23 protein-coding genes are annotated in these 20,325 nt (G+C 36.6%); 22 read left to right on the top strand and 1 reads right to left on the bottom strand.

Going from position 1 to position 20,325, the window contains the following annotated elements:
- The 10 genes from ACFVR2_RS13620 to ACFVR2_RS13575 all read left to right on the top strand — a co-directional run bounded on the left by ACFVR2_RS13620 (position 1) and on the right by ACFVR2_RS13575 (position 7,807).
- Positions 1 to 381: an ATP synthase subunit I gene (locus ACFVR2_RS13620; RefSeq protein WP_387362479.1), complete on the top strand. Its 381-nt coding sequence runs from the start codon at positions 1 to 3 to the stop codon at positions 379 to 381.
- Between the two features lie 64 nt (positions 382 to 445).
- Positions 446 to 1,117, top strand: coding sequence for a F0F1 ATP synthase subunit A (gene atpB / locus ACFVR2_RS13615; protein WP_387362809.1), 672 nt, complete (start codon positions 446 to 448; stop codon positions 1,115 to 1,117).
- Positions 1,118 to 1,196: 79 nt separating this feature from the next.
- Positions 1,197 to 1,412: a F0F1 ATP synthase subunit C gene (gene atpE, locus ACFVR2_RS13610; protein ID WP_098118931.1), complete on the top strand. Its 216-nt coding sequence runs from the start codon at positions 1,197 to 1,199 to the stop codon at positions 1,410 to 1,412.
- 175 nt (positions 1,413 to 1,587) lie between these two features.
- Positions 1,588 to 2,112 (top strand): F0F1 ATP synthase subunit B, encoded by a 525-nt coding sequence (gene atpF, locus ACFVR2_RS13605; RefSeq protein ID WP_387362477.1) that lies wholly within the window; start codon positions 1,588 to 1,590, stop codon positions 2,110 to 2,112.
- Positions 2,109 to 2,648 (top strand): F0F1 ATP synthase subunit delta, encoded by a 540-nt coding sequence (locus ACFVR2_RS13600; RefSeq protein WP_248267416.1) that lies wholly within the window; start codon positions 2,109 to 2,111, stop codon positions 2,646 to 2,648. The genes atpF and ACFVR2_RS13600 overlap by 4 nt, the downstream gene beginning before the upstream one ends.
- Positions 2,649 to 2,670: 22 nt before the next feature.
- Positions 2,671 to 4,179 (top strand): F0F1 ATP synthase subunit alpha, encoded by a 1,509-nt coding sequence (gene atpA / locus ACFVR2_RS13595; protein WP_097974902.1) that lies wholly within the window; start codon positions 2,671 to 2,673, stop codon positions 4,177 to 4,179.
- Positions 4,180 to 4,265: 86 nt separating this feature from the next.
- Complete coding sequence (atpG, locus tag ACFVR2_RS13590; protein WP_387362474.1) at positions 4,266 to 5,120, top strand: ATP synthase F1 subunit gamma; 855 nt, start codon at positions 4,266 to 4,268, stop codon at positions 5,118 to 5,120.
- A gap of 63 nt (positions 5,121 to 5,183) precedes the next feature.
- Positions 5,184 to 6,596 (top strand): F0F1 ATP synthase subunit beta, encoded by a 1,413-nt coding sequence (gene atpD, locus ACFVR2_RS13585; RefSeq protein WP_387362472.1) that lies wholly within the window; start codon positions 5,184 to 5,186, stop codon positions 6,594 to 6,596.
- Positions 6,597 to 6,679: 83 nt separating this feature from the next.
- A complete protein-coding gene (locus ACFVR2_RS13580; RefSeq protein WP_387362470.1) occupies positions 6,680 to 7,081 on the top strand; it encodes a F0F1 ATP synthase subunit epsilon in 402 nt (133 codons plus the stop codon).
- A 45-nt stretch (positions 7,082 to 7,126) separates the two neighbouring features.
- Positions 7,127 to 7,807 carry a nuclease-related domain-containing protein gene (locus ACFVR2_RS13575; protein ID WP_387362468.1) on the top strand — a complete coding sequence of 227 codons (681 nt, stop codon included), beginning with the start codon at positions 7,127 to 7,129 and terminating at the stop codon, positions 7,805 to 7,807.
- Here ACFVR2_RS13575 and ACFVR2_RS13570 read toward each other — a convergent pair.
- Positions 7,804 to 8,424 carry a TetR/AcrR family transcriptional regulator gene (locus ACFVR2_RS13570; RefSeq protein WP_387362466.1) on the bottom strand — a complete coding sequence of 207 codons (621 nt, stop codon included), beginning with the start codon at positions 8,422 to 8,424 and terminating at the stop codon, positions 7,804 to 7,806. The genes ACFVR2_RS13575 and ACFVR2_RS13570 overlap by 4 nt on opposite strands.
- A 226-nt stretch (positions 8,425 to 8,650) precedes the next feature.
- On the opposite strand from ACFVR2_RS13570, the gene ACFVR2_RS13565 reads away from it, so the two are divergent.
- The 12 genes from ACFVR2_RS13565 to ACFVR2_RS13510 all read left to right on the top strand — a co-directional run bounded on the left by ACFVR2_RS13565 (position 8,651) and on the right by ACFVR2_RS13510 (position 20,322).
- Entirely contained in the window at positions 8,651 to 9,295 is a 645-nt protein-coding gene (locus tag ACFVR2_RS13565) for an HlyD family secretion protein (protein ID WP_387362807.1), read from the top strand.
- Positions 9,296 to 9,307: 12 nt separating this feature from the next.
- Entirely contained in the window at positions 9,308 to 11,089 is a 1,782-nt protein-coding gene (locus ACFVR2_RS13560) for a DHA2 family efflux MFS transporter permease subunit (protein WP_387362464.1), read from the top strand.
- Between the two features lie 384 nt (positions 11,090 to 11,473).
- Positions 11,474 to 11,842 carry an NADH-quinone oxidoreductase subunit A gene (locus tag ACFVR2_RS13555; protein ID WP_088012521.1) on the top strand — a complete coding sequence of 123 codons (369 nt, stop codon included), beginning with the start codon at positions 11,474 to 11,476 and terminating at the stop codon, positions 11,840 to 11,842.
- Positions 11,833 to 12,351: a NuoB/complex I 20 kDa subunit family protein gene (locus ACFVR2_RS13550; RefSeq protein ID WP_056469321.1), complete on the top strand. Its 519-nt coding sequence runs from the start codon at positions 11,833 to 11,835 to the stop codon at positions 12,349 to 12,351. The genes ACFVR2_RS13555 and ACFVR2_RS13550 overlap by 10 nt, the downstream gene beginning before the upstream one ends.
- Positions 12,348 to 13,556: an NADH-quinone oxidoreductase subunit C gene (locus ACFVR2_RS13545; RefSeq protein ID WP_387362461.1), complete on the top strand. Its 1,209-nt coding sequence runs from the start codon at positions 12,348 to 12,350 to the stop codon at positions 13,554 to 13,556. The genes ACFVR2_RS13550 and ACFVR2_RS13545 overlap by 4 nt, the downstream gene beginning before the upstream one ends.
- Before the next feature lie 8 nt (positions 13,557 to 13,564).
- A complete protein-coding gene (locus ACFVR2_RS13540; protein ID WP_387362459.1) occupies positions 13,565 to 14,665 on the top strand; it encodes an NADH-quinone oxidoreductase subunit D in 1,101 nt (366 codons plus the stop codon).
- Positions 14,665 to 15,666 carry an NADH-quinone oxidoreductase subunit NuoH gene (gene nuoH / locus ACFVR2_RS13535; protein WP_025671809.1) on the top strand — a complete coding sequence of 334 codons (1,002 nt, stop codon included), beginning with the start codon at positions 14,665 to 14,667 and terminating at the stop codon, positions 15,664 to 15,666. The genes ACFVR2_RS13540 and nuoH overlap by 1 nt, the downstream gene beginning before the upstream one ends.
- Positions 15,667 to 15,697: 31 nt before the next feature.
- On the top strand, positions 15,698 to 16,117 hold the full coding sequence (gene nuoI / locus ACFVR2_RS13530; protein ID WP_025568978.1) for an NADH-quinone oxidoreductase subunit NuoI: 420 nt from the start codon (positions 15,698 to 15,700) through the stop codon (positions 16,115 to 16,117).
- Positions 16,114 to 16,632: an NADH-quinone oxidoreductase subunit J gene (locus ACFVR2_RS13525; RefSeq protein WP_387362457.1), complete on the top strand. Its 519-nt coding sequence runs from the start codon at positions 16,114 to 16,116 to the stop codon at positions 16,630 to 16,632. The genes nuoI and ACFVR2_RS13525 overlap by 4 nt, the downstream gene beginning before the upstream one ends.
- Positions 16,629 to 16,943, top strand: coding sequence for an NADH-quinone oxidoreductase subunit NuoK (gene nuoK, locus ACFVR2_RS13520; protein WP_025568976.1), 315 nt, complete (start codon positions 16,629 to 16,631; stop codon positions 16,941 to 16,943). Before ACFVR2_RS13525 ends, nuoK begins: the two co-directional genes overlap by 4 nt.
- Positions 16,944 to 16,960: 17 nt before the next feature.
- Complete coding sequence (gene nuoL / locus ACFVR2_RS13515) at positions 16,961 to 18,817, top strand: NADH-quinone oxidoreductase subunit L (RefSeq protein WP_387362455.1); 1,857 nt, start codon at positions 16,961 to 16,963, stop codon at positions 18,815 to 18,817.
- On the top strand, positions 18,814 to 20,322 hold the full coding sequence (locus ACFVR2_RS13510) for a complex I subunit 4 family protein (RefSeq protein WP_387362453.1): 1,509 nt from the start codon (positions 18,814 to 18,816) through the stop codon (positions 20,320 to 20,322). The genes nuoL and ACFVR2_RS13510 overlap by 4 nt, the downstream gene beginning before the upstream one ends.
- Positions 20,323 to 20,325: the final 3 nt, after the last annotated feature.

Raw genomic sequence — 20,325 nt, 5'->3', positions numbered from 1 at the left:
ATGCAAAAAGAACAATTAAGACGCTTTGTACGAGATATGTTGTATATTATTGCTTTATCCGTTTTAGGTTGGGCCTTTACCGACTATAAAACGATTTTCACAGGTTATATTCTCGGAACCGTAACTAGCTTTTATTGTATATGGATTCTACACAGAAAGATAAATACCTTTTTTGACCGAGTTTTAAAGCAACAAAAAGTTCGATCTTTAGGTACTGTAATTTGTCTTTCAGCGGTGGCTCTAGCAATGGTCATCGCGCTTCGGTATGAAAATTTTGTGAGCATACCGGCACTAACTGCGGGACTAATGACAGGACATCTTGTCATTATGATACATTTTGCAATACATCAAACGTCTTTTGCAAGGAAGAGAGGTGAATAAATTGGAACACGGCACTTATGGTTTTAAATTTATTGGTTTAGATTTTACGTTAACAAATGTTCTAATGACAACCATTGCTGCATTAATCGTCTTTATCATCGCAGTTACATGCGCTAGAAGTCTACGAATACGTCCGTCAGGAAAGCAAAACTTTATTGAGTGGATTATAGACTTCGTTAAAGGCCTTATCAACAGTACAATGGATTGGGAAACTGGTGGTCGCTTCCTTACACTAGGTGTGACATTACTTATGTACATATTTGTTTCAAATATGTTAGGTCTACCATTCGATATCTCATTCGATGGAAACTCAGTTTGGAAATCACCTACATCAGACCCAGTCATTACTTTATCATTAGCAATCTTTATAGTTGGTTTATCACATTATTATGGTATCAAAATGAGAGGCTTTAAGGCTTATGGAAAAGGATTTTTCCAGCCGATGGGATTCTTATTTCCATTAAAAATTATTGAGGAATTAGCGAACACATTAACGCTAGGTCTTCGACTTTACGGTAACATATATGCAGGGGAAGTATTATTAGGTTTACTTGCAACAATGGGTACACATGCATATGCGACAAGCGTAGGGACAGGTGTGATTTGGTCTATCGCAGCAGCAATACCAATGATTGTTTGGCAGGGATTCTCTGTATTCGTTGGTTCAATCCAAGCGTTTATCTTCGTAATGTTAACAATGGTTTACCTGTCACATAAAGTGGCGGACGAGCATTAAACAGCTCACTGAATTTGGTAGTTTGATAAAAATTATAATAAAAATATATTTCTTAAGATTAAGAAGGAGGAAATTTAAAATGGCTTTAATCGCAGCGGCAATTGCAATAGGTTTAGGTGCACTAGGTGCAGGTATTGGTAACGGTTTAATTGTATCACGTACAGTAGAAGGTGTTGCTCGTCAACCAGAATTACGTTCAACTCTTCAAGCTTTAATGTTCATCGGGGTTGCATTAGTTGAGGCACTTCCAATCATCGCGGTAGTTATCGCATTCATGGCATTTGGTAAAGCTTAAGATCATACAAATCATTAAAAAATGGCGAAGTTTGTGTTCACATTTACTTCGCCATTCCTTTATGACACTTTGTGTTTGAAGGATTCCTTTTGAAAGTTAAGTCCAAGTCGGTAAGAGATTAGGGCTATGTTATAAAAAAATAATTAAATACAACCCTTGAAGGGAGTGAAAGCTTGTGTTAAACGGATCACTATTCGTATTAGCTGAGGCAGGACATGGTGTACCTTGGGGCAATGTCGTGTATCAATTAGTAATATTCCTAATTTTACTTGCTCTTCTGAAAAAGTATGCATTAGGACCAGTAATGGGAATTATGAAACAACGTGAAGATCACATCGCTAATCAATTAGATTCAGCTGAGAAAAACAACGCTGATGCAATGAAACTAGTTGAAGAGCAAAAGCAAGAGTTAGTTGCTGCTCGTACTGAAGCTCGTGAGCTTCTTGAGAAAGCTAGAAAGCAAGCTGATGTACAACGTGAAGAAATCGTTGCAGCAGCAAAAGCAGAAGCTGAAAACTTGAAAGAAAGCGCTAAGCGTGAAATTACTCGTGAAAAAGAGCTTGCAATACAATCAGTTCAACAACAAGTGGCCTCGTTATCTGTATTAATTGCTTCTAAAGTACTTGAAAAAGAAGTGAAGTCTGAAGACCAATCTGCTATTTTTGATCAATATCTTAAAGAAGTAGGCGAAGCTAAATGAGTAACGAATTAGTTGCAAAACGCTACGCAAACGCTCTTTTTGAATTAGCAACTGAACAAAATTTAGTAGAAACTGTTGAACATGACTTACAAGTAGTGAAAAAGGAGTATGTAGGAAACTTAGAATTAAATAAGTTTTTACAACACCCTGGTATCACTAAAGAAAGCAAAAAGTCTGTCTTAAATGACACGTTTGCTTCAATCTCTGAAACGGTATTAAATCTAGTATGCTTATTAGTTGATCGTGGGCGAATGAGCACTATCTCTAACTTAGTAACTGAATATGTAAAAATTGCGAATGAAACTCGTAATATTGCAGATGCAACAGTTTACTCTGTAACGGCAATGTCTTCTGAAGAACTAGATAAAATTGGAGCGTTATTCGCATCTAAATTAGGTAAAAACTCAATACGTTTGAAAAACGAAATTGATCCATCTTTAATTGGTGGTTATAAAGTTCGTGTTGGAAACCGTATTTTTGACGGCAGTTTAAAAAATAAACTTGTTCGAATTGAACGTGAATTAATCGCAAAATAGTTTGTAGATAGGGGTGAAATGCATGAGCATCAAAGCTGAAGAAATCAGTGCGCTGATTAAAAAGCAAATCGAAAATTACCAAACTGAAATAGAAGTTAGTGATGTTGGTACAGTTATCCAAGTTGGTGACGGTATCGCTCGTGCTCATGGTCTTGACCAATGTATGTCTGGAGAGCTAGTTGAGTTCTCTAACGGCGTTATGGGACTAGCACAAAACTTAGAAGAAAACAACGTAGGTATTATCATCTTAGGACCTTACACAGGCATTAAAGAAGGCGACGAAGTTCGTCGTACTGGACGCATCATGCAAGTTCCAGTTGGTGAAGCATTAGTAGGACGTGTAGTAAACTCATTAGGTCAACCAGTTGATGGTTTAGGCCCAATCGAAACGACAAAATCTCGTCCAATTGAAAACGCTGCTCCAGGCGTAATGGCACGTAAATCAGTACATGAGCCATTACAAACAGGTATCAAAGCGATCGACGCTCTTGTACCAATCGGACGTGGACAACGTGAGTTAATCATCGGTGACCGTCAAACTGGTAAAACAGCTGTTGCTATCGATACAATTCTTAACCAAGCTGACCAAAACATGATCTGTATCTATGTTGCAATCGGTCAAAAAGAATCAACAGTTCGTGGACTTGTTGAAACTTTACGTAAGCATGGCGCTTTAGATTACACAATCGTTGTAACAGCACCTGCTTCTTCTCCAGCTCCAATGTTATACTTAGCTCCTTTCGCTGGTGTAACTATGGGTGAAGAGTTTATGTACAATGGTAAACACGTATTAGTAGTATACGATGATTTATCAAAACAAGCGGTAGCTTACCGTGAGCTTTCATTACTATTAAAACGTCCTCCAGGTCGTGAAGCATATCCAGGGGATGTATTCTACTTACACTCTCGCTTATTAGAGCGTGCAGCTAAGTTAAATGATGAGTTAGGTGGCGGTTCATTAACTGCATTACCATTCATCGAAACACAAGCTGGTGATATCTCAGCTTATATTCCAACAAACGTAATCTCGATTACTGACGGACAAATCTTCTTACAGTCTGACTTATTCTTCTCTGGCGTACGTCCAGCGATCAATGCAGGTCTTTCTGTATCACGTGTTGGTGGTTCAGCGCAAACTAAGGCGATGAAATCAGTAGCAGGTACTCTACGTCTTGACTTAGCGTCATTCCGTGAGCTTGAAGCATTTGCTGCGTTCGGTTCTGACTTAGATAAAGCAACTCAAGCTAAACTTAACCGTGGTGCTCGTACAGTTGAAATCCTTAAACAAGGTTTACACAAACCGTTAAAAGTAGAAAAACAAGTAACATCTTTATATGCGTTAACACGTGGTCACTTAGACAGCGTAGCAGTTGAAGACATTACTCGTTTTGAAGAAGAAATGTTAGCTTGGATGGACGTTAACGCAAAAGGGCTTTTAGATGCTATTCGTGATACTGGTAAATTACCAAACGAAGCTGACCTTGACGCTGCAATCACAAGCTTTAAAAAGAACTTTATTGCTTCTAAATAAGAAGGCGATTTAAATATCTGGATTTGAAGGATCGGGCTTACAGCTCGTCCTTCATTTAACTGTTTACCAAAAGGTGGTGAAAACCTGTGGCATCATTACGCGATATAAAAACAAAAATTAATTCAACAAAAAAGACAAGCCAAATCACAAAAGCGATGGAGATGGTATCTGCTGCGAAATTAAACCGTGCTGAGCAAAACTCTAAGCAATTCGTTCCTTACATGGAAAAAATGCAAGAGGTAGTTGGTAGCGTGGCAAAAGGCGTAAACAGTAGACATCCGATGCTAGTAACTCGTACAGTTAAAAAGACTGGTTACATTGTCATCACTTCTGACCGTGGTTTAGCGGGTGCATTTAATAGTAACGTATTACGTGCGGTAACTAATACAATTAAAGAGCGTCATAAATCGAATGATGAATTTGCAATTATTGTACTAGGTCGAGTTGGACGTGACTACTTTAAGCGTTTAGGTTATCCAATCGTTGAAGAGGTTCTTGGACTTCCAGATCAACCTTCATTCGATGATATTCAAAAATTTGCTAATCGTACAGTTCAAATGTACACAGACGGCATTTTTGATGAGCTTTACTTATCATATAATCATTTCATAAGTAAGATTTCTCAAGAAGTTACTGAGAAAAAGCTATTACCTTTAACAGATATTGACACAGGTAAGGCAACAACTAATTACGAATTTGAACCATCTGATGATGAAATCTTAGAAGTTTTACTGCCTCAATATGCAGAAAGCTTAATCTTTGGTGCATTATTAGACAGTAAAGCTAGTGAACACGCTTCACGTATGACAGCGATGAAAAGTGCAACTGATAATGCGAAAGAAGTTATTAGTAAGCTTACTCTTCACTATAACCGTGCACGTCAAGCAGCAATTACACAAGAAATTACTGAAATCGTTGGTGGAGCAGCAGCACTGGGCTAATCTGCTTACAACGGCTATATAAATTGATCGGCTTTTAATGAAACAATGCTAGGAGGAAAAGCGATGAGCAATGGTATTATTACTCAGGTATTAGGTCCAGTAGTAGACGTAAAGTTCGAAAACGGCCAATTACCACAAATATATAATGCGTTACGTGTTCGTAAAGAAGCGGGCGATGCAAACGAAGTAAACATTGATTTAACATTAGAAGTTGCTCTTCACTTAGGTGACGATACTGTTCGTACAGTTGCAATGGCTTCAACTGATGGATTAGTACGTGGAATGGAAGCAGTTAACACAGGGAAACCAATTTCGGTTCCAGTTGGTGACGCTACATTAGGACGCGTATTCAATGTGTTAGGTGACAACATTGACTTAGAAGAAGAACTTGGAGAAGACGTACGTCGTGACCCAATTCACCGTCAAGCACCTAAATTTGAAGAATTAACTACAAAAGTAGAAATCCTTGAAACTGGTATCAAAGTAGTAGACTTATTAGCTCCTTACATCAAAGGTGGTAAAATCGGTCTATTCGGTGGTGCGGGTGTAGGTAAAACTGTATTAATTCAAGAATTAATTAACAACATCGCACAAGAGCACGGCGGTATCTCAGTATTCGCTGGTGTAGGTGAGCGTACTCGTGAAGGTAACGACTTATACCACGAAATGAGCGACTCTGGCGTTATCAAGAAAACAGCGATGGTATTCGGACAAATGAACGAGCCACCTGGTGCACGTCAACGTGTTGCCTTAACTGGTTTAACAATGGCTGAATATTTCCGTGATGAGCAAGGACAAGACGTGTTATTCTTCATCGATAACATCTTCCGTTTCACTCAAGCAGGTTCTGAGGTTTCTGCCCTATTAGGTCGTATGCCTTCTGCGGTAGGTTACCAACCAACTCTTGCTACTGAAATGGGTCAATTACAAGAGCGTATCACTTCAACAAACAAAGGTTCTGTAACTTCGATTCAAGCGATTTACGTTCCTGCCGATGACTATACGGATCCAGCACCAGCTACAGCGTTCGCTCACTTAGATGCAACAACTAACTTAGAGCGTCGTTTATCTGAGATGGGTATTTACCCAGCGGTAGATCCATTAGCATCTACATCTCGTGCATTAAACCCTGAAATCGTTGGTGAAGAGCACTATGAAGTAGCTCGTCAAGTACAATCAACTTTACAACGTTATAGAGAACTTCAAGATATCATCGCAATCTTAGGTATGGATGAGTTATCAGAAGAAGATAAATTAGTCGTAGCTCGTGCTCGTCGTATTCAATTCTTCTTATCTCAAAACTTCCACGTTGCGGAGCAATTCACAGGACAAAAAGGTTCTTACGTACCAGTTAAAGAAACTGTTAGTGGATTCAAAGAGATCTTAGAAGGTAAATACGATACTCTTCCTGAAGATGCATTCCGTCTAGTTGGACGCATTGAAGAAGTAGTAGAAAAAGCAAAAACATTAGTATAATAATTGTCTAATCGAAAGGCTTGTTCATCATTCTATTTGAATGAACTTGATTAGCTCACGAAGCTAGACAGGAGGAGTTCACTATGAAGACAATGAAAGTCAGTATCGTCACTCCTAATGGACCGGCTTATGAAGGCGAAACAGAATTCGTTAGCACGAAAGCAACTAGCGGTGAGCTAGGTATTTTACCTGGACACATTTCAACTGTGGCACCGTTAGCAACAGCACCTGTTAAAATTAAATCACCAGCTGGAACTGATCACGTTGCAGTTAGTGGAGGATTCATTGAAATTCGACCTGAAGCCGTTACAATATTGGCTCAATCTGCTGAAGCATCAACTGAAATCGATGTTGAGCGTGCAGTAGAAGCAAAAAAACGTGCAGAACAACGTTTAAATGAAAAACGTCCTGATACAGATATCAAACGTGCAGAACTTGCTTTACACAAAGCAATGAACCGTTTAAACGTAGCACAATATAAGTAATTAAAAAAAGAGCCCTTGCTGGGGCTCTTTTTTTGTTGGGTTATGTTGGGTGGAAATTTTAAGCAACTTATTCGATCAATTGATGGGAAAGAAGATTCATTTCCAAACCCCATTATTCAAGTTAATAGGCAAAAAAGACAACTTACACAGTGGCTACGAAAACATAATTTTATAAATTTAGATGTCATACCCTATGTGGTTGTAAGTAGTCCCAAAACAATAATAAAAGCTTCATCAAATCAATGTGAGATTGCAAAAAAAGTTTTTCATTCTGAGTTACTTTATAAAAAAGTTGAGGAGCTAGATTTGAAATTTAAAACCGATTTTTATACACATAAAGAAATAAGGAAATTAGCTAAACTATTAATAAAACAACATCAGCTTTTAGATCAAAATATTTTAGATAAGTACAATATCGGTAACAATGAACTACTAACTGGTGTAATTTGCATTAATTGTCATCAGTTTTCAATGGTACGAGATAAAGGGAATTGGATTTGCAAGAATTGTTTACATGTTTCAAAAGGAGCACATATAAGTGCTTTAGTTGATTACTTTCTGTTAATTGGAAACTCGATAAATAATAAACAAGTTAGAGACTTCCTCCATATACCCTCTATCTACAACGCTTCAAGACTCCTCCGCAAACTAAACCTACCATCCTCAGGAACAAAAAAAGACAAAACACACTATTTAGACGAGTTGTCACAGCAATCCTCTTTTTAGTTTAATTCCAAACCCGCTGTTGTTAATATTCCATTTCTTGAGATTTTTAAAAGGTATTCTGCCATGTGTTTTTTTGTGTATGGCATGTCATTTTCAACCCAAAATGAAATTACGCTGAGGGTTGAGCCTGAGATATAACTTACTAGTAGGTCACCTGGGACAAGGTATTTATTCTTTTTTGGCTGGATGAATGCAATACCTCTTTCGAACGTTGTTGATAATACTTCGTAAAGTCTTCTTCTAAAAATATTTGGTCCTTGTCGTTTTAGGAGGACTTTGTAGAAGTAACTGTTTTTTTCGATGTGTTCGAATAGATGGTAGTAGGATTGTAAGGCCATTCCATCGAGTGAGTTTGGGTTTCCATCATACATGCTAAAATCTACATTTTTCATGGCGCTGTCTAAATCAACTAGTTTTTCTTTAACGATTTGGCGGACCATTTGGTACTTATCTTCGTAGTGGCTATAAAAGGTTGCTCTGTTGACATTTGCCTTTTTAGTTATATCTTGTACACTGATCGCTTCGAATTCTTTATCTGCTAATAGCGTAATTAATGCATCTTGTAAAAGCTGTCTAGTTCGAATGACTCGAGGGTCAAGATTATTTTTTATGCTCATTTTAAAACTCCTTTATTAAATAACTTTAAGAAATTAAACAATTAATAATAGTAGTGTTGCTTAAACAACAAATTTTTAATTATTAACGGTTGAGTACGTTTATAAATCAATTATAATTAAAAACTATGAGAAGTAAAACGACAATGTGTTGTTTTACTTTTGTTACCTATATAGAGAAACGATTAAAAATTTAGGAGGAATTTTATTTATGGGGAACATGAAGAAAATGGTGTTTGTTAACATAATTACTTTAATCATATTAGTTGCTGGTGGATTTGCTGGTTATTACTATTATGATCAATCAACAAATTATATAAAAACGGATAATGCAAAAATAGATGGGCAACAAATTGTCATTTCATCTCCTGCTGCTGGTAAGCTTGAGTCATGGTCAGGAATATTCGGAAAAACATTTTCACCAAATGAATCAATTGGTAAAGTTTTAACTGCACCTCAAGCAGCTGGAGATACTGCACATGAAGTATCAGTATCAGTACCTACAAATGCTACGATTGTTCAAGCAAATGCAATTAAAGATCAATTGGTTGGAACAGGTTCAACTCTTGGTTATGCATATAACTTAGATAATCTTTGGGTTACTGCAAACATTAAAGAAACTGAAGTAGAAGATGTGAAAAAAGGTCAAGTGGTTGATGTGTATGTTGACGCGTATCCAGATACTACTTTAACAGGTACTGTAGAATTTGTTGGATTAACAACTGCAAATACATTTAGTTTATTACCTTCTGGAAACTCTAATGCAAACTATACGAAAGTAGAGCAGGTTGTACCTGTAAGAATTGCTTTAGATCATAACAAGTCATTTGAAATTGTTCCAGGAATGAATGCTTCTGTTCGTATCCATAAGTAAGGAGGAATTTCGATGTCTACAGGAATGATCATAGCATATGGAGGGTTTTGCTTAATTGTTTTCTTTATTATTAATCGAATTGTATTAAGAAATAAAGAAAATGACCTAAAAATAGATAAAAGAGAAGAAATGGTCCAATCGGAAGAATCAAGTAAAATAGAAAAAACTGAAGAAATTCAAAATAAATCAATTCCAGCTGAGTCAAGTGAAAAACAGAGCTTTAGCATGGGGAAAGTTTTGACAGTACTATTACTAGGTATGTTCGTGTCTATTTTAAATCAGACATTAATAAATGTTGCTTTACCGAAGTTAATGGCAGATTTTAATGTAACTACTTCGACTGCACAATGGTTATCTACTGGTTTTATGTTAGTGAATGGTATTTTAATTCCAGTCAGTGCTTATTTAGTTGATACATTTACGTATCGTAAATTATTTATCTTTTCGATGATTGCTTTTACGATTGGTTCAATTATTTGTGCTTTATCAGGTAACTTCCCAATTATGATGGTAGGACGTGTAGTCCAAGCCATCGGAGCTGGTATTTTAATGCCACTTGGTATGAATATCTTTATGACGATCTTCCCACCTGAAAAACGTGGGGCAGCAATGGGATTAATGGGGATCGCAATGATTCTAGCGCCAGCTATAGGTCCTACAATAACTGGTTATGTAGTTCAAGATTATTCTTGGCATTTCTTATTTTACGGAATGGCTGTGCTAGGTGTCATTTCAATCATTTTATCTAATGCTTGGTTTCATATTTCACGTAAACGTTCTTTCCCAACTTTAGATATTTTGGGAGTAATAAGTTCGTCGCTTGGATTCGGAAGTTTATTATATGGATTCAGTGAAGCCGGTAATAAAGGTTGGGGTAGCACTGAAGTAGTTCTTTCTTTAGTAATTGCATGTATCAGTTTAGGTTTATTTGTGTGGAGAGAATTAACTGCTAAACAACCATTAATAAATTTAAAAGTATTTAAATCTTTTTCGTTTACTTACACATTATTAATTAACTTAATCGTTACAACAGCATTATATGGGGGGATGATTTTACTACCTCTTTATTTACAAAACATTCGTGGGTTTACACCAATTAGAGCAGGATTATTATTACTTCCTGGTTCATTGATAATGGGTGCGCTCGGACCACTTACGGGTAAATTGTTCGATAAATATGGTATCCGTCCTTTAGCTATTTTTGGTCTACTTATTATGACTTTTACAACCTATGAGTTCACTAAGTTGTCTATTGATACACCATATTTAAAAATTATGTTTTTCTATACTTTACGTTCATTTGGTATGTCATTTATTATGATGCCAATTATGACGGCTGGTTTAAATAAGTTGCCAGTTAAGATGATTTCTCACGGTACAGCAACCCAAAATACACTACGACAAGTTGCAGGTTCGGTCGGTACAGCAGTTCTCGTTACAATTATGACGACTCAAACGACAAACCATTTGGCTGACTTTTCAAATGAAGTGACTTCAACGAATTCTTTCATTATGGATTGGGTTCATCAAACAGGCGCACAATTAGCTGGTGCAGCTGGAGTAACTCCTTCTCAAGGTGGAGCTTTAGCAGTTACAACGCTTTATAGTCAGGCGTCTAAATTAGCATCTATTAATGGAATCAATGATGCATTTATTTTTGCAACTGTATTATCAGGTATTGCATTAGTGCTTTCATTCTTTATGGGAAGTACAAAGAGCAGAAAGATTGCACAACCTAAATCTAAATCTAAAAATCAAAATAAGCAGCAATCTTCAGAAACGATTGCATCTTAAAAAAGAGCCAGTTCATGTATTGAACTGGTTTTTTTTCGACAATTATCACTATATTTTAACTTGTGGGAATTGTGAATAACTTTCTGTGGATTTGTGGATAACTCTTATACTAATATAAAGTTATAGTTAGGGATTACAATGATCAAAATATTAGAATTTTATTAGAACGACATACATATAAGATAAATAAAGAATAATGGAATTTATTTTCCAACTATATCATTCAATTTTCAGATTAATGGCAATAAATATCGACACGTTTTTGTCACATTTGTTATAATGGATACGATTACAAAACTGAATAGTAAAAATTAATGAAAAATACATTATATTTATAATAAGTATATAATGTAGAGCTCTGTAGTTAGAGGAGGGACAAGTTTCGTGAATGCTTATTTAAATAATTATGTGATCGTAGTTGTGTTCCTAGTTATAGGAATTGCGCTTCCAGTTGTCGCACTCTCGGTAATTGGTAAAATTTTAAGACCGAATGTACCAACTGAAGCAAAAGCAACGACCTATGAAAGTGGTATTGAACCATTTCATGATGCGAAGGTTCGTTTCCACGCTGGATATTACATTTTTGCACTATTATTCGTTATTTTCGATGTTGAAACTGTTTTCTTATATCCGTGGGCGGTTGCATATGATCAATTAGGGCTTTTTGCTTTTGTAGAGATGATTATTTTTATTTTTATGCTACTACTTGGACTTATTTATGCTTGGAAGAAGAAGGTGTTGAAATGGTTATGAAGTTAGATGGAATTTCTGTTGCTGAAATGGAAGAACTCCAAAAAAATATTTTTTTCACGACTTTGGAAGAAGTGAAGGCATGGGCAAGAAGTAACTCGTTATGGCCATTAACATTCGGGTTAGCTTGTTGTGCAATCGAAATGATGGGTGTAGGTTCTTCTCATTATGACTTAGACCGATTTGGATCATTTTTCCGTACTTCTCCTCGTCAATCTGACTGTATGATTGTTTCTGGAACTGTTACGAAAAAGATGGCGCCGATTGTTAAACGCTTATATGATCAAATGCCTGAACCAAAATGGGTAATTGCGATGGGCTCATGTGCCACTGCTGGTGGACCGTATGTTAACTCGTATGCAGTTGTTAAAGGAGTGGATCAGATCGTTCCTGTAGATGTGTATATCCCAGGATGTCCTCCGAATCCAGCAGCATTAATTTATGGAATTAACAAATTGAAAGAGAAGATTCGTTACGAAGCTAAAACTGGAAAGCAGGTGACGAATAAGTGAGTGAAGATAAGTCAAAAGAACAGTTAAAGAAAGAAGCAGCCGAGAGGGCAAAAGAAGCAGCTCAACGTAAGATGGAACAGTTGAAAGCTGAAAAGGAAGCTGTAAAAAATACTGAAGGTCAAAAAGAAGCAGCTCCTGTAGTTGAGGAACTAACTGTTGAAAATGAAGTTAAACAAGAGGAACCAGCTTCGGAAGATGAAAAAGCGAAAGCACTTGCACTAGCGAAAGCAAAGGCAGTAGCAGCAGCGAAGGCAAAGGCGGTAGCAATCGCAAAACAAAAAGCTGCAGAAGCAAGCCAACAGGCTCAAGCAGAAGAGCCAGAGCCGACTTCTGAAGATGATAAGGCAAAGGCCTTAGCAGCGGCGAAGGCAAAAGCAGTAGCGGCAGCAAAAGCAAAGGCAGCAGCAATCGCAAAACAAAAAGTAGCAGAAGCAAGTGAACAAGCTCAAGCAGAAGAGCCAGAGCCGACTTCTGATGATGATAAAGCAAAGGCCTTAGCAGCGGCGAAGGCAAAAGCAGTAGCGGCAGCAAAAGCAAAGGCAGCGGCATTGGCAAAACAAAAAGCAGCGGGTGGAGAAGATACTGCAACTGCTGGTTCGGACGATGAAGCGGCAAAAGCAAAAGCGAAGGCAATTGCAGTTGCGAAGGCGAAAGCAGCGGCAGCAGCAAAAGCGAAAGGTAAAACAGATGGTGGTAAAGAGGCTCCAGTTGAGGAAGTGAAAGCTTCTCACAATCAACCATTATTAGATGAGGTAAAGGCATTAATTGAAAAAGAGTTTGGAGCGGAAGTTATTGAGGAAGCATTTATTAATACGCTATCTAAACATGATCCAACTTTTACAATTAAAAGAGATGCTTATTTTAAAGTAGCACAGTTCTTAAAGAACAATGAACAGCTACAATTTACTTATTTATCTGGATTACATGGAACTGATTTTGTAGAGTACATGGAAGTTTACTCTTACATATATTCATATAAACGTAAACATGGAATCGCTTTAAAAGTGAGAGCGGACCGTGAACAACCTATTGTTGATAGTATTACTCCAATTTGGGAAGGTGCAAACTGGCCAGAGCGTGAGACTTACGACTTACTTGGTATTCAGTTTGAAGGACATCCAAAATTGGAGCGTATATTACTGCCAGATAATTGGGTTGGCTATCCACTAAGAAAAGATTACGTTCAATTTGACGAGGGGGTGTAGGATAAGCCATGATTCGTACGGAAGAAATGCTATTAAATGTCGGACCTCAGCATCCAAGTACACACGGTGTATTTCGTCTTGTGTTAAAGATTGATGGAGAGATCATTAAAGAGGCGACACCTGTCATCGGTTATCTACACCGTGGTACAGAGAAAATCGCTGAAAATCTTCAATATACACAGATTATTCCATATACAGACCGTATGGATTATCTATCAGCAATGACAAATAACTATGTTATCTGCCATGCTGTTGAAACAATGATGGATATTAAAATTCCAGATCGCGCAGAGTATTTACGCGTTATTTCAATGGAATTAGGGCGCGTTGCTAGTCACTTAGTTTGGTGGGGAACAAACCTTCTAGATATTGGGGCAGTGAGTCCATTCCTTTATGCTTTCCGTGAGCGTGAAATGATTATCAATCTATTAAACGAGCTTTGTGGAGCGAGATTGACTTTTAACTACATGCGTGTAGGTGGGGTTAAGTGGGATGCTCCTGAAGGATGGATTGAAAAAGTAAAAGAATTTATTCCTTATATGAGAGAGCAATTAAAAGGATATCACGATTTAGTTTCTGGTAATGAAATCTTTATCAATCGTGTAAAAGGTGTTGGTGCATATTCACAAGAAGATGCAATTAATTTTTCATTAAGTGGTGCAAATCTTCGTTGTACTGGTGTTAAATATGATCTACGAAAAGATGCTCCTTATTCTATTTACGATCGCTTTGATTTTGATGTACCAGTAGGGACAGTTGGCGATGCATGGGATCGTTATATGTGCAGAATGCTAGAAATTGAAGAGTCATTAAAGATTTTAGAACAAGCTGTTGAACAATTCCCTGCTGAAGGTGATATTTTAGCAAAAGTTCCTAAAATCATTAAAGCTCCTAAAGGGGAAGGCTACGTTAGAATCGAGTCACCGCGTGGAGAAATCGGTTGCTATATTGCAAGTGATGGAAAAAAAGAGCCGTATCGTTTGAAATTTAGACGACCATCGTTTTATAACCTGCAAATTCTTCCAAAGTTATTAAAAGGTGAAAACATCGCAAACTTAATTACTATTTTAGGTGGTATTGATATTGTACTTGGGGAGGTAGACGGATAATGATAGAAAATCTTCTACAAAGTACACCGTCTTGGATAAATTTTCTCATCTATTTAGGCTTAGGTGTTATTTTTCTATTTGTAGTTTTAGGTTTCGTTACGTTTGGAATCCTATCAGAACGTAAAGTAATGGGTTTCATGCAAGGTCGTATTGGACCCAACCAAGTTGGTGGACGTTATGGTCTACTTCAAACGGTTGCTGACGTATTAAAACTACTTTTAAAAGAAGATACAATTCCAAAAGCAGCAGATAAACCATTATTTATACTTGCACCGATCATTGCATTTGCACCAGCGTTTATGGTATTAGCAACTCTACCTTTTACGGAGAACTTACAGTTTGCTGATATAGGTGTTGGATTACTTTACTATATTGCTGTTTCAGGATTAACAACAGTTGGTGTTGTTACAGCGGGTTGGGCTTCAAATAACAAATACTCACTTATTGGTGGTATGCGTGCTGCAGCACAGATGATTTCATATGAAATTCCGTTAGTAATGAGCGTATTAGGTGTTATTTTATTAACTGGAAGCTTAAATTTAAATGATATTGTTAATGCACAAGATAATGTATGGTTCATTGTAACTCAGCCGATTGCTTTTATCGTTTTCTTAATCGCAGCTGTAGCAGAATTAAACCGTACACCTTTTGACTTACCTGAGGCTGAGTCAGAACTAGTAGCAGGTTATCATACAGAGTTTTCTGGGTTCCGTTGGGCATTCTTTATGCTTTCAGAGTATGTTTACTTTTTTGCAATGTGTTCGTTAATTACGATTCTATTTTTAGGCGGATGGAAACCAATTGCGGGTCTAGACTTTATTCCTGGAGCTGTATGGTTCTCTTTAAAATTTAGTGTAATTTTATATTTATTAATTTGGTTCCGTGTAACGTTCCCACGTTTACGTGCTGACCAATTAATGGAGTTCGGTTGGAAAGTATTGTTACCAGTTTCATTAGCTAACATTTTAATAACTGCATTAGTAAAAAGCTTGTTCTTCTAAACAAATAGACCAATCTAAAGGGGTGTGAGTCATGATTGGGTTAGTAAAAGGTTTAAAATATACTCTTCAAAATTTAACGCGCGAGAAAGTGACGTATGATTATCCAAATCAGCCGATTCCGTTACCAGATCGTTTTCGTGGAATTCAAAAGTTTTATCCAGAAAAATGTATTGTTTGTAATCAATGTTCAGCAATCTGTCCAACAGACTGCATTACATTAACTGGGAAAAAACATCCTGATCCTACGAAAAAAGGAAAAATTATCGACACATACGATATTAATTTTGAGATTTGTATTTTATGTGATTTATGTACAGAAGTTTGTCCAACAGAAGCGATTATTATGACAAATAACTTTGAACTTGCTGAATATTCACGTGATGAATTATTTAAAGACCTTCAATGGCTTGATGAAAATGACCAAAACATTCGAAAGGAGAATAAAGCATGAGTGGTTTTGTAGTTGCTTTTTTTCTTCTTTCTTTATCAGCCATTTTAGGTGGCGTAATGATGTTAAACTCAACGAAAGTTATGCATATGATGCTTTCACTTGTTTTAACATTCATTAGTATTGCTGGGATTTATGTCCTTCTATCAGCCGAATTCGTAGCTGTTGTTCAAATTCTTATTTATTCCGGTGCAGTAACAATCTTAATGATTTTTGGAATCATGTTAACGAAACATGATATTGAAAGTGAAAAGCCAAAAAGAAATTGGAGAAATATTGCTGCGTTAGTCGGTATTGTTGCATTTGGAGTCGTTATGTTTTTAGGTGTAAATGGACTTTCAATCGACGCATCAGATGTTGATTTAGCAACAAATAATACGAAAAATATCGGATTACAATTATTTACAAATCATATCGTGCCATTTGAAGTAATGTCTGTATTATTACTAATTGCTTTAGTGGGTGCGATCATTTTAGCAAAATCAGATGATTCAAAAGAGGAGGGTACGAAGGAATGAGTTCAGTTCCAATTAATGCTTATCTTCTTTTAGCGCTAATTTTATTTTGTATCGGATTATACGGTGCATTAACAAAACGAAACACAGTAATCGTGTTAATTTGTATTGAGTTAATGTTAAATGCCGCAAATATTAATTTAGTGGCATTTAGTAAGCTTGGTGTAGCACCGTCGTTAACAGGACAAATTTTTTCATTATTTACGATTTCAGTTGCAGCTGCTGAAGCTGCAGTGGGCGTGGCAATCTTAATTGCGTGGTATCGTCATCGTCAGACAGTCAATATCGATGAAGCTGATTCATTGAAAAGATAAATAGGAGGTGGAATTTGATGATGCAGTATGCTTGGCTTGTTCCGGTACTTCCGCTAATTTCCTTTCTAATCCTAATATTAGCTGGTACAAGAGGAAAGAAAGGTAGTGGGATTTTAGGAGCAACTTTAACAGGAATCTCATTCATCATCTCCTTGTTCGTCTTATTTGACCGTCTACAAGGGGATACAGTGCAGAAATTATACACTTGGTTAACAATTGGAAATATCGATATTCATGTTGGATATGTAGTAAATGCACTAAATTCTTTAATGCTAGTAATCGTTACGTTCGTTAGTACATTAGTACATATTTATTCAACAGCATATATGGAAGAGGATGACCGAATTACAGTGTTCTTCGCATATTTAGGCTTATTTACATTTGCGATGTTAGCGCTTGTCATTTCACCTAGCATTCTACAACTTTATATATTCTGGGAGTTAGTAGGTTTAGGTTCATTTTTACTTGTTGGTTTCTACTTTTATAAAGAGGAAGCAAAAGCAGCGGCTAAAAAAGCGTTCATTATGACTAGAATAGGGGACGTTGGTTTATTTATCGGGATGGTACTTTTATTTTGGAAAACAAAGAGCTTTGATTTCGATCAAATTTTCAATGTAATCCAAGGTGGACAGGTGAGTACTGGGATGTTAACACTTATTGCGATCTTGATTTTCGTAGGAGCAATGGGTAAATCAGGTCAGTTCCCACTTCATACATGGCTTCCTGATGCGATGGAAGGTCCAACACCTGTTTCAGCATTAATTCACGCAGCAACAATGGTAGCAGCCGGTGTTTACTTAGTAGCAACGACTTATCCAATCTTTATTGCTAGTGGAACTGCTTTAACTGTAGTTGCGATTGTCGGAGGATTTACTGCGATCTTTGCAGCAAGTATTGGTCTTGTGCAAAGAGATATTAAACGAGTACTAGCATACTCCACAGTCAGTCAATTGGGCTATATGATGCTTGCATTAGGTGTAGGTGGTTATACAGCAAGTATTTTCCACTTAACAACTCATGCGTTTTTTAAAGCATTGTTATTCTTAGCTGCAGGTAGTGTTATTCATGCCGTACACACTCAAGACATCTTTAAAATGGGTGGATTACGTAAGAAAATGAAATGGACATCTACACTATTCTTAATTGGTACATTAGCTATTACAGGTGTACCATTACTATCTGGTTTCTTTAGTAAGGATGAGATTTTAGCTGCAACTTGGGAAAACGGAAATTACGTTTTATTCGTAGTTGCTTTAACTGCAGCTTTCTTTACTTCATTCTATATGTTCCGATTATTTTTCTTAGTTTTCACTGGAGAAGAAAAGACAAAAGGTGCGCACGAATCACCGATGTCAATGGTTCTTCCAATGTCGTTATTAGGGATCCTTGCTATATTTGCAGGTTATATTAATACACCATTCTTTGGTCGTCACTTAAATGATTTTTTATTAGACGGAGCTCCATTTACAATTGCTGAGCATAGTCATGAGCCGGTTTGGATTATGATCGTAGCAACGCTTGTTTCTTTAGCTGGAATTACGCTTGCTTACAATATGTATGGCAGAAAAGTGAAGCAAACTAAACAAGAAGAAAATGGATTATTCTATGAAATTCTTCTTAATAAATACTATATTGACGAAATATATAACGGTTCAATCGTAAAAGGTATGTTTGCAATCGGACATGTAATGTTTGCAATTGAGCGTTTTGTAATTGAAGGGCTTGCAGTTCTAGTAAAAGGTATTGTTAGTAGTATCGGTGGAATTGGTTCAAGGCTTCAAAGTGGTCAAGTCCAAACTTATGGATTTATTACATTACTTGGTCTTGCACTAATCTTATTAGCAATCGTTGTGACAGGGGGGTACAACTTATGATGTCTCATTTCTTATTATGGGTTGTTTTCTCACCTTTATTGGGATTATTACTAGTTTCTTTTGCTCCAAAGAATTCTTATAAGCTTTGGGCATTATTGACTTCAGTTTTATCATTTGCAGTTACTATACTAGCTTATATAGCAGGTCAAAATCATTCTAGTTTTAAAGATTGGAATATTTCATATGATTGGTTTTCATTTGGAAAATTTTTCGCTGGATCAACTAGATTGTTTCAAGTTAAGTTTGAACTTGGAGTAGATGGTCTATCATTAGTGATGATTTTACTTACTGGTATTATCTCATTAATCGCTGTAATAGCAGGTTACTCAATTAATAAAGGTTCAAAGGGCTTCTATCAACTATTATTTATTTTACAAGTAGGTATGTTCGGTGTATTTGCAGCTCAGAACTTAGTGTTATTCTTCTTATTCTTTGAATTAACACTAATTCCAATGTTCTTCTTAATTGGTAAATGGGGCCGATTTGATAGTGAACGTGCTGGGTACCAATTCTTAATTTATAATGGATTAGGATCAGCATTCTTATTATTTGTTATTGCTGTCCTATTTGCTCGCACAGGCACAACAAATTATGAAATTTTAGCAAACATCATTCCAACGGGACAACAAACAGTTAGTCCAATTTCAGAGCATTTAAAAATGGTTCTATTAATTTGTTTATTAATTGCATTTGCAATTAAACTACCATTATTTCCGTTCCATCGATGGATGGTGAATGTTCATACACAAGCAAATCCTGCTGTAGTGATCATTCACGCTGGTATCCTATTAAAAATTGGAACTTACGGTTTAATTCGTTTTGCTTTAGGTATTTTCCCAGAGCAATTTGAAAAAATGTCGGTAGCTCTTGCGATTATTGGTGTAATTAATTTACTTTACGGAGCTTATATTGCGTTAATTCAAAAGGAATTACGTTCTGTATTGGCATATTCAAGTTTCTCACACATGGGGATTGTTATTATTGGATTAGCAGCAATGAATAGCGCTGGAATTCAAGGAGCAATTTTACAATCAGTATCTCACGGTTTAATTGCAGCACTTCTATTTTTAATAGTTGGCATGTTGGAAAACCGAGGTGATACTACTAGCTTTGACCGCATTTCTGGTCTTTCAAAATCAACTCCAAGACTAGCCGGCTTATTACTTTTTGGCGGTATGGCATCGTTAGGTTTACCAGGTCTATCAGGGTTCGTAGGAGAATGGCTATCATTTGTTGGTCTTTTCCAATCTCATAAAGCAATTGCAACTGTCGGTACGTTAGGAATCATCTTAACTGCAGCTTATATTTTAAGAGCAATTTTACAATTAAGCTTCGGTAAAAGTAGTGAATTTATTTCATCATTCACTGATTTATCAAAACGCGAAGCAATCGCTTCAGTTATTTTAGTATTTGCGATTGTCCTGCTTGGTGTATACCCAGCTTTCGTAAATGACATGATTGTGTCATCAGTGGATTTTATCATTCAAGGGATTAGAGGTGTATAGAAG

The sequence above is a fragment of the Gottfriedia sp. NPDC057991 genome, assembly GCF_042886615.1.
Classification (GTDB): Bacteria; Bacillota; Bacilli; order Bacillales; family Bacillaceae_G; genus Gottfriedia.
The sequence above is the reverse complement of the archived record's forward strand: the minus strand, read 5'-3'. Positions and strand labels throughout refer to the sequence as shown.

Coding starts and splice junctions, on each gene's coding strand:
- ACFVR2_RS13620 (WP_387362479.1), top strand. CDS start 1: ATGCAAAAAGAACAATTAAGACGCTTTGTACGAGATATGTTGTATATT.
- atpB (WP_387362809.1), top strand. CDS start 446: ATGACAACCATTGCTGCATTAATCGTCTTTATCATCGCAGTTACATGC.
- atpE (WP_098118931.1), top strand. CDS start 1,197: ATGGCTTTAATCGCAGCGGCAATTGCAATAGGTTTAGGTGCACTAGGT.
- ACFVR2_RS13600 (WP_248267416.1), top strand. CDS start 2,109: ATGAGTAACGAATTAGTTGCAAAACGCTACGCAAACGCTCTTTTTGAA.
- atpA (WP_097974902.1), top strand. CDS start 2,671: ATGAGCATCAAAGCTGAAGAAATCAGTGCGCTGATTAAAAAGCAAATC.
- atpD (WP_387362472.1), top strand. CDS start 5,184: ATGAGCAATGGTATTATTACTCAGGTATTAGGTCCAGTAGTAGACGTA.
- ACFVR2_RS13580 (WP_387362470.1), top strand. CDS start 6,680: ATGAAGACAATGAAAGTCAGTATCGTCACTCCTAATGGACCGGCTTAT.
- ACFVR2_RS13570 (WP_387362466.1), bottom strand. CDS start 8,424: ATGAGCATAAAAAATAATCTTGACCCTCGAGTCATTCGAACTAGACAG.
- ACFVR2_RS13565 (WP_387362807.1), top strand. CDS start 8,651: ATGGTGTTTGTTAACATAATTACTTTAATCATATTAGTTGCTGGTGGA.
- ACFVR2_RS13560 (WP_387362464.1), top strand. CDS start 9,308: ATGTCTACAGGAATGATCATAGCATATGGAGGGTTTTGCTTAATTGTT.
- ACFVR2_RS13550 (WP_056469321.1), top strand. CDS start 11,833: ATGGTTATGAAGTTAGATGGAATTTCTGTTGCTGAAATGGAAGAACTC.
- ACFVR2_RS13540 (WP_387362459.1), top strand. CDS start 13,565: ATGATTCGTACGGAAGAAATGCTATTAAATGTCGGACCTCAGCATCCA.
- nuoH (WP_025671809.1), top strand. CDS start 14,665: ATGATAGAAAATCTTCTACAAAGTACACCGTCTTGGATAAATTTTCTC.
- nuoI (WP_025568978.1), top strand. CDS start 15,698: ATGATTGGGTTAGTAAAAGGTTTAAAATATACTCTTCAAAATTTAACG.
- ACFVR2_RS13525 (WP_387362457.1), top strand. CDS start 16,114: ATGAGTGGTTTTGTAGTTGCTTTTTTTCTTCTTTCTTTATCAGCCATT.
- nuoK (WP_025568976.1), top strand. CDS start 16,629: ATGAGTTCAGTTCCAATTAATGCTTATCTTCTTTTAGCGCTAATTTTA.
- nuoL (WP_387362455.1), top strand. CDS start 16,961: ATGATGCAGTATGCTTGGCTTGTTCCGGTACTTCCGCTAATTTCCTTT.
- ACFVR2_RS13510 (WP_387362453.1), top strand. CDS start 18,814: ATGATGTCTCATTTCTTATTATGGGTTGTTTTCTCACCTTTATTGGGA.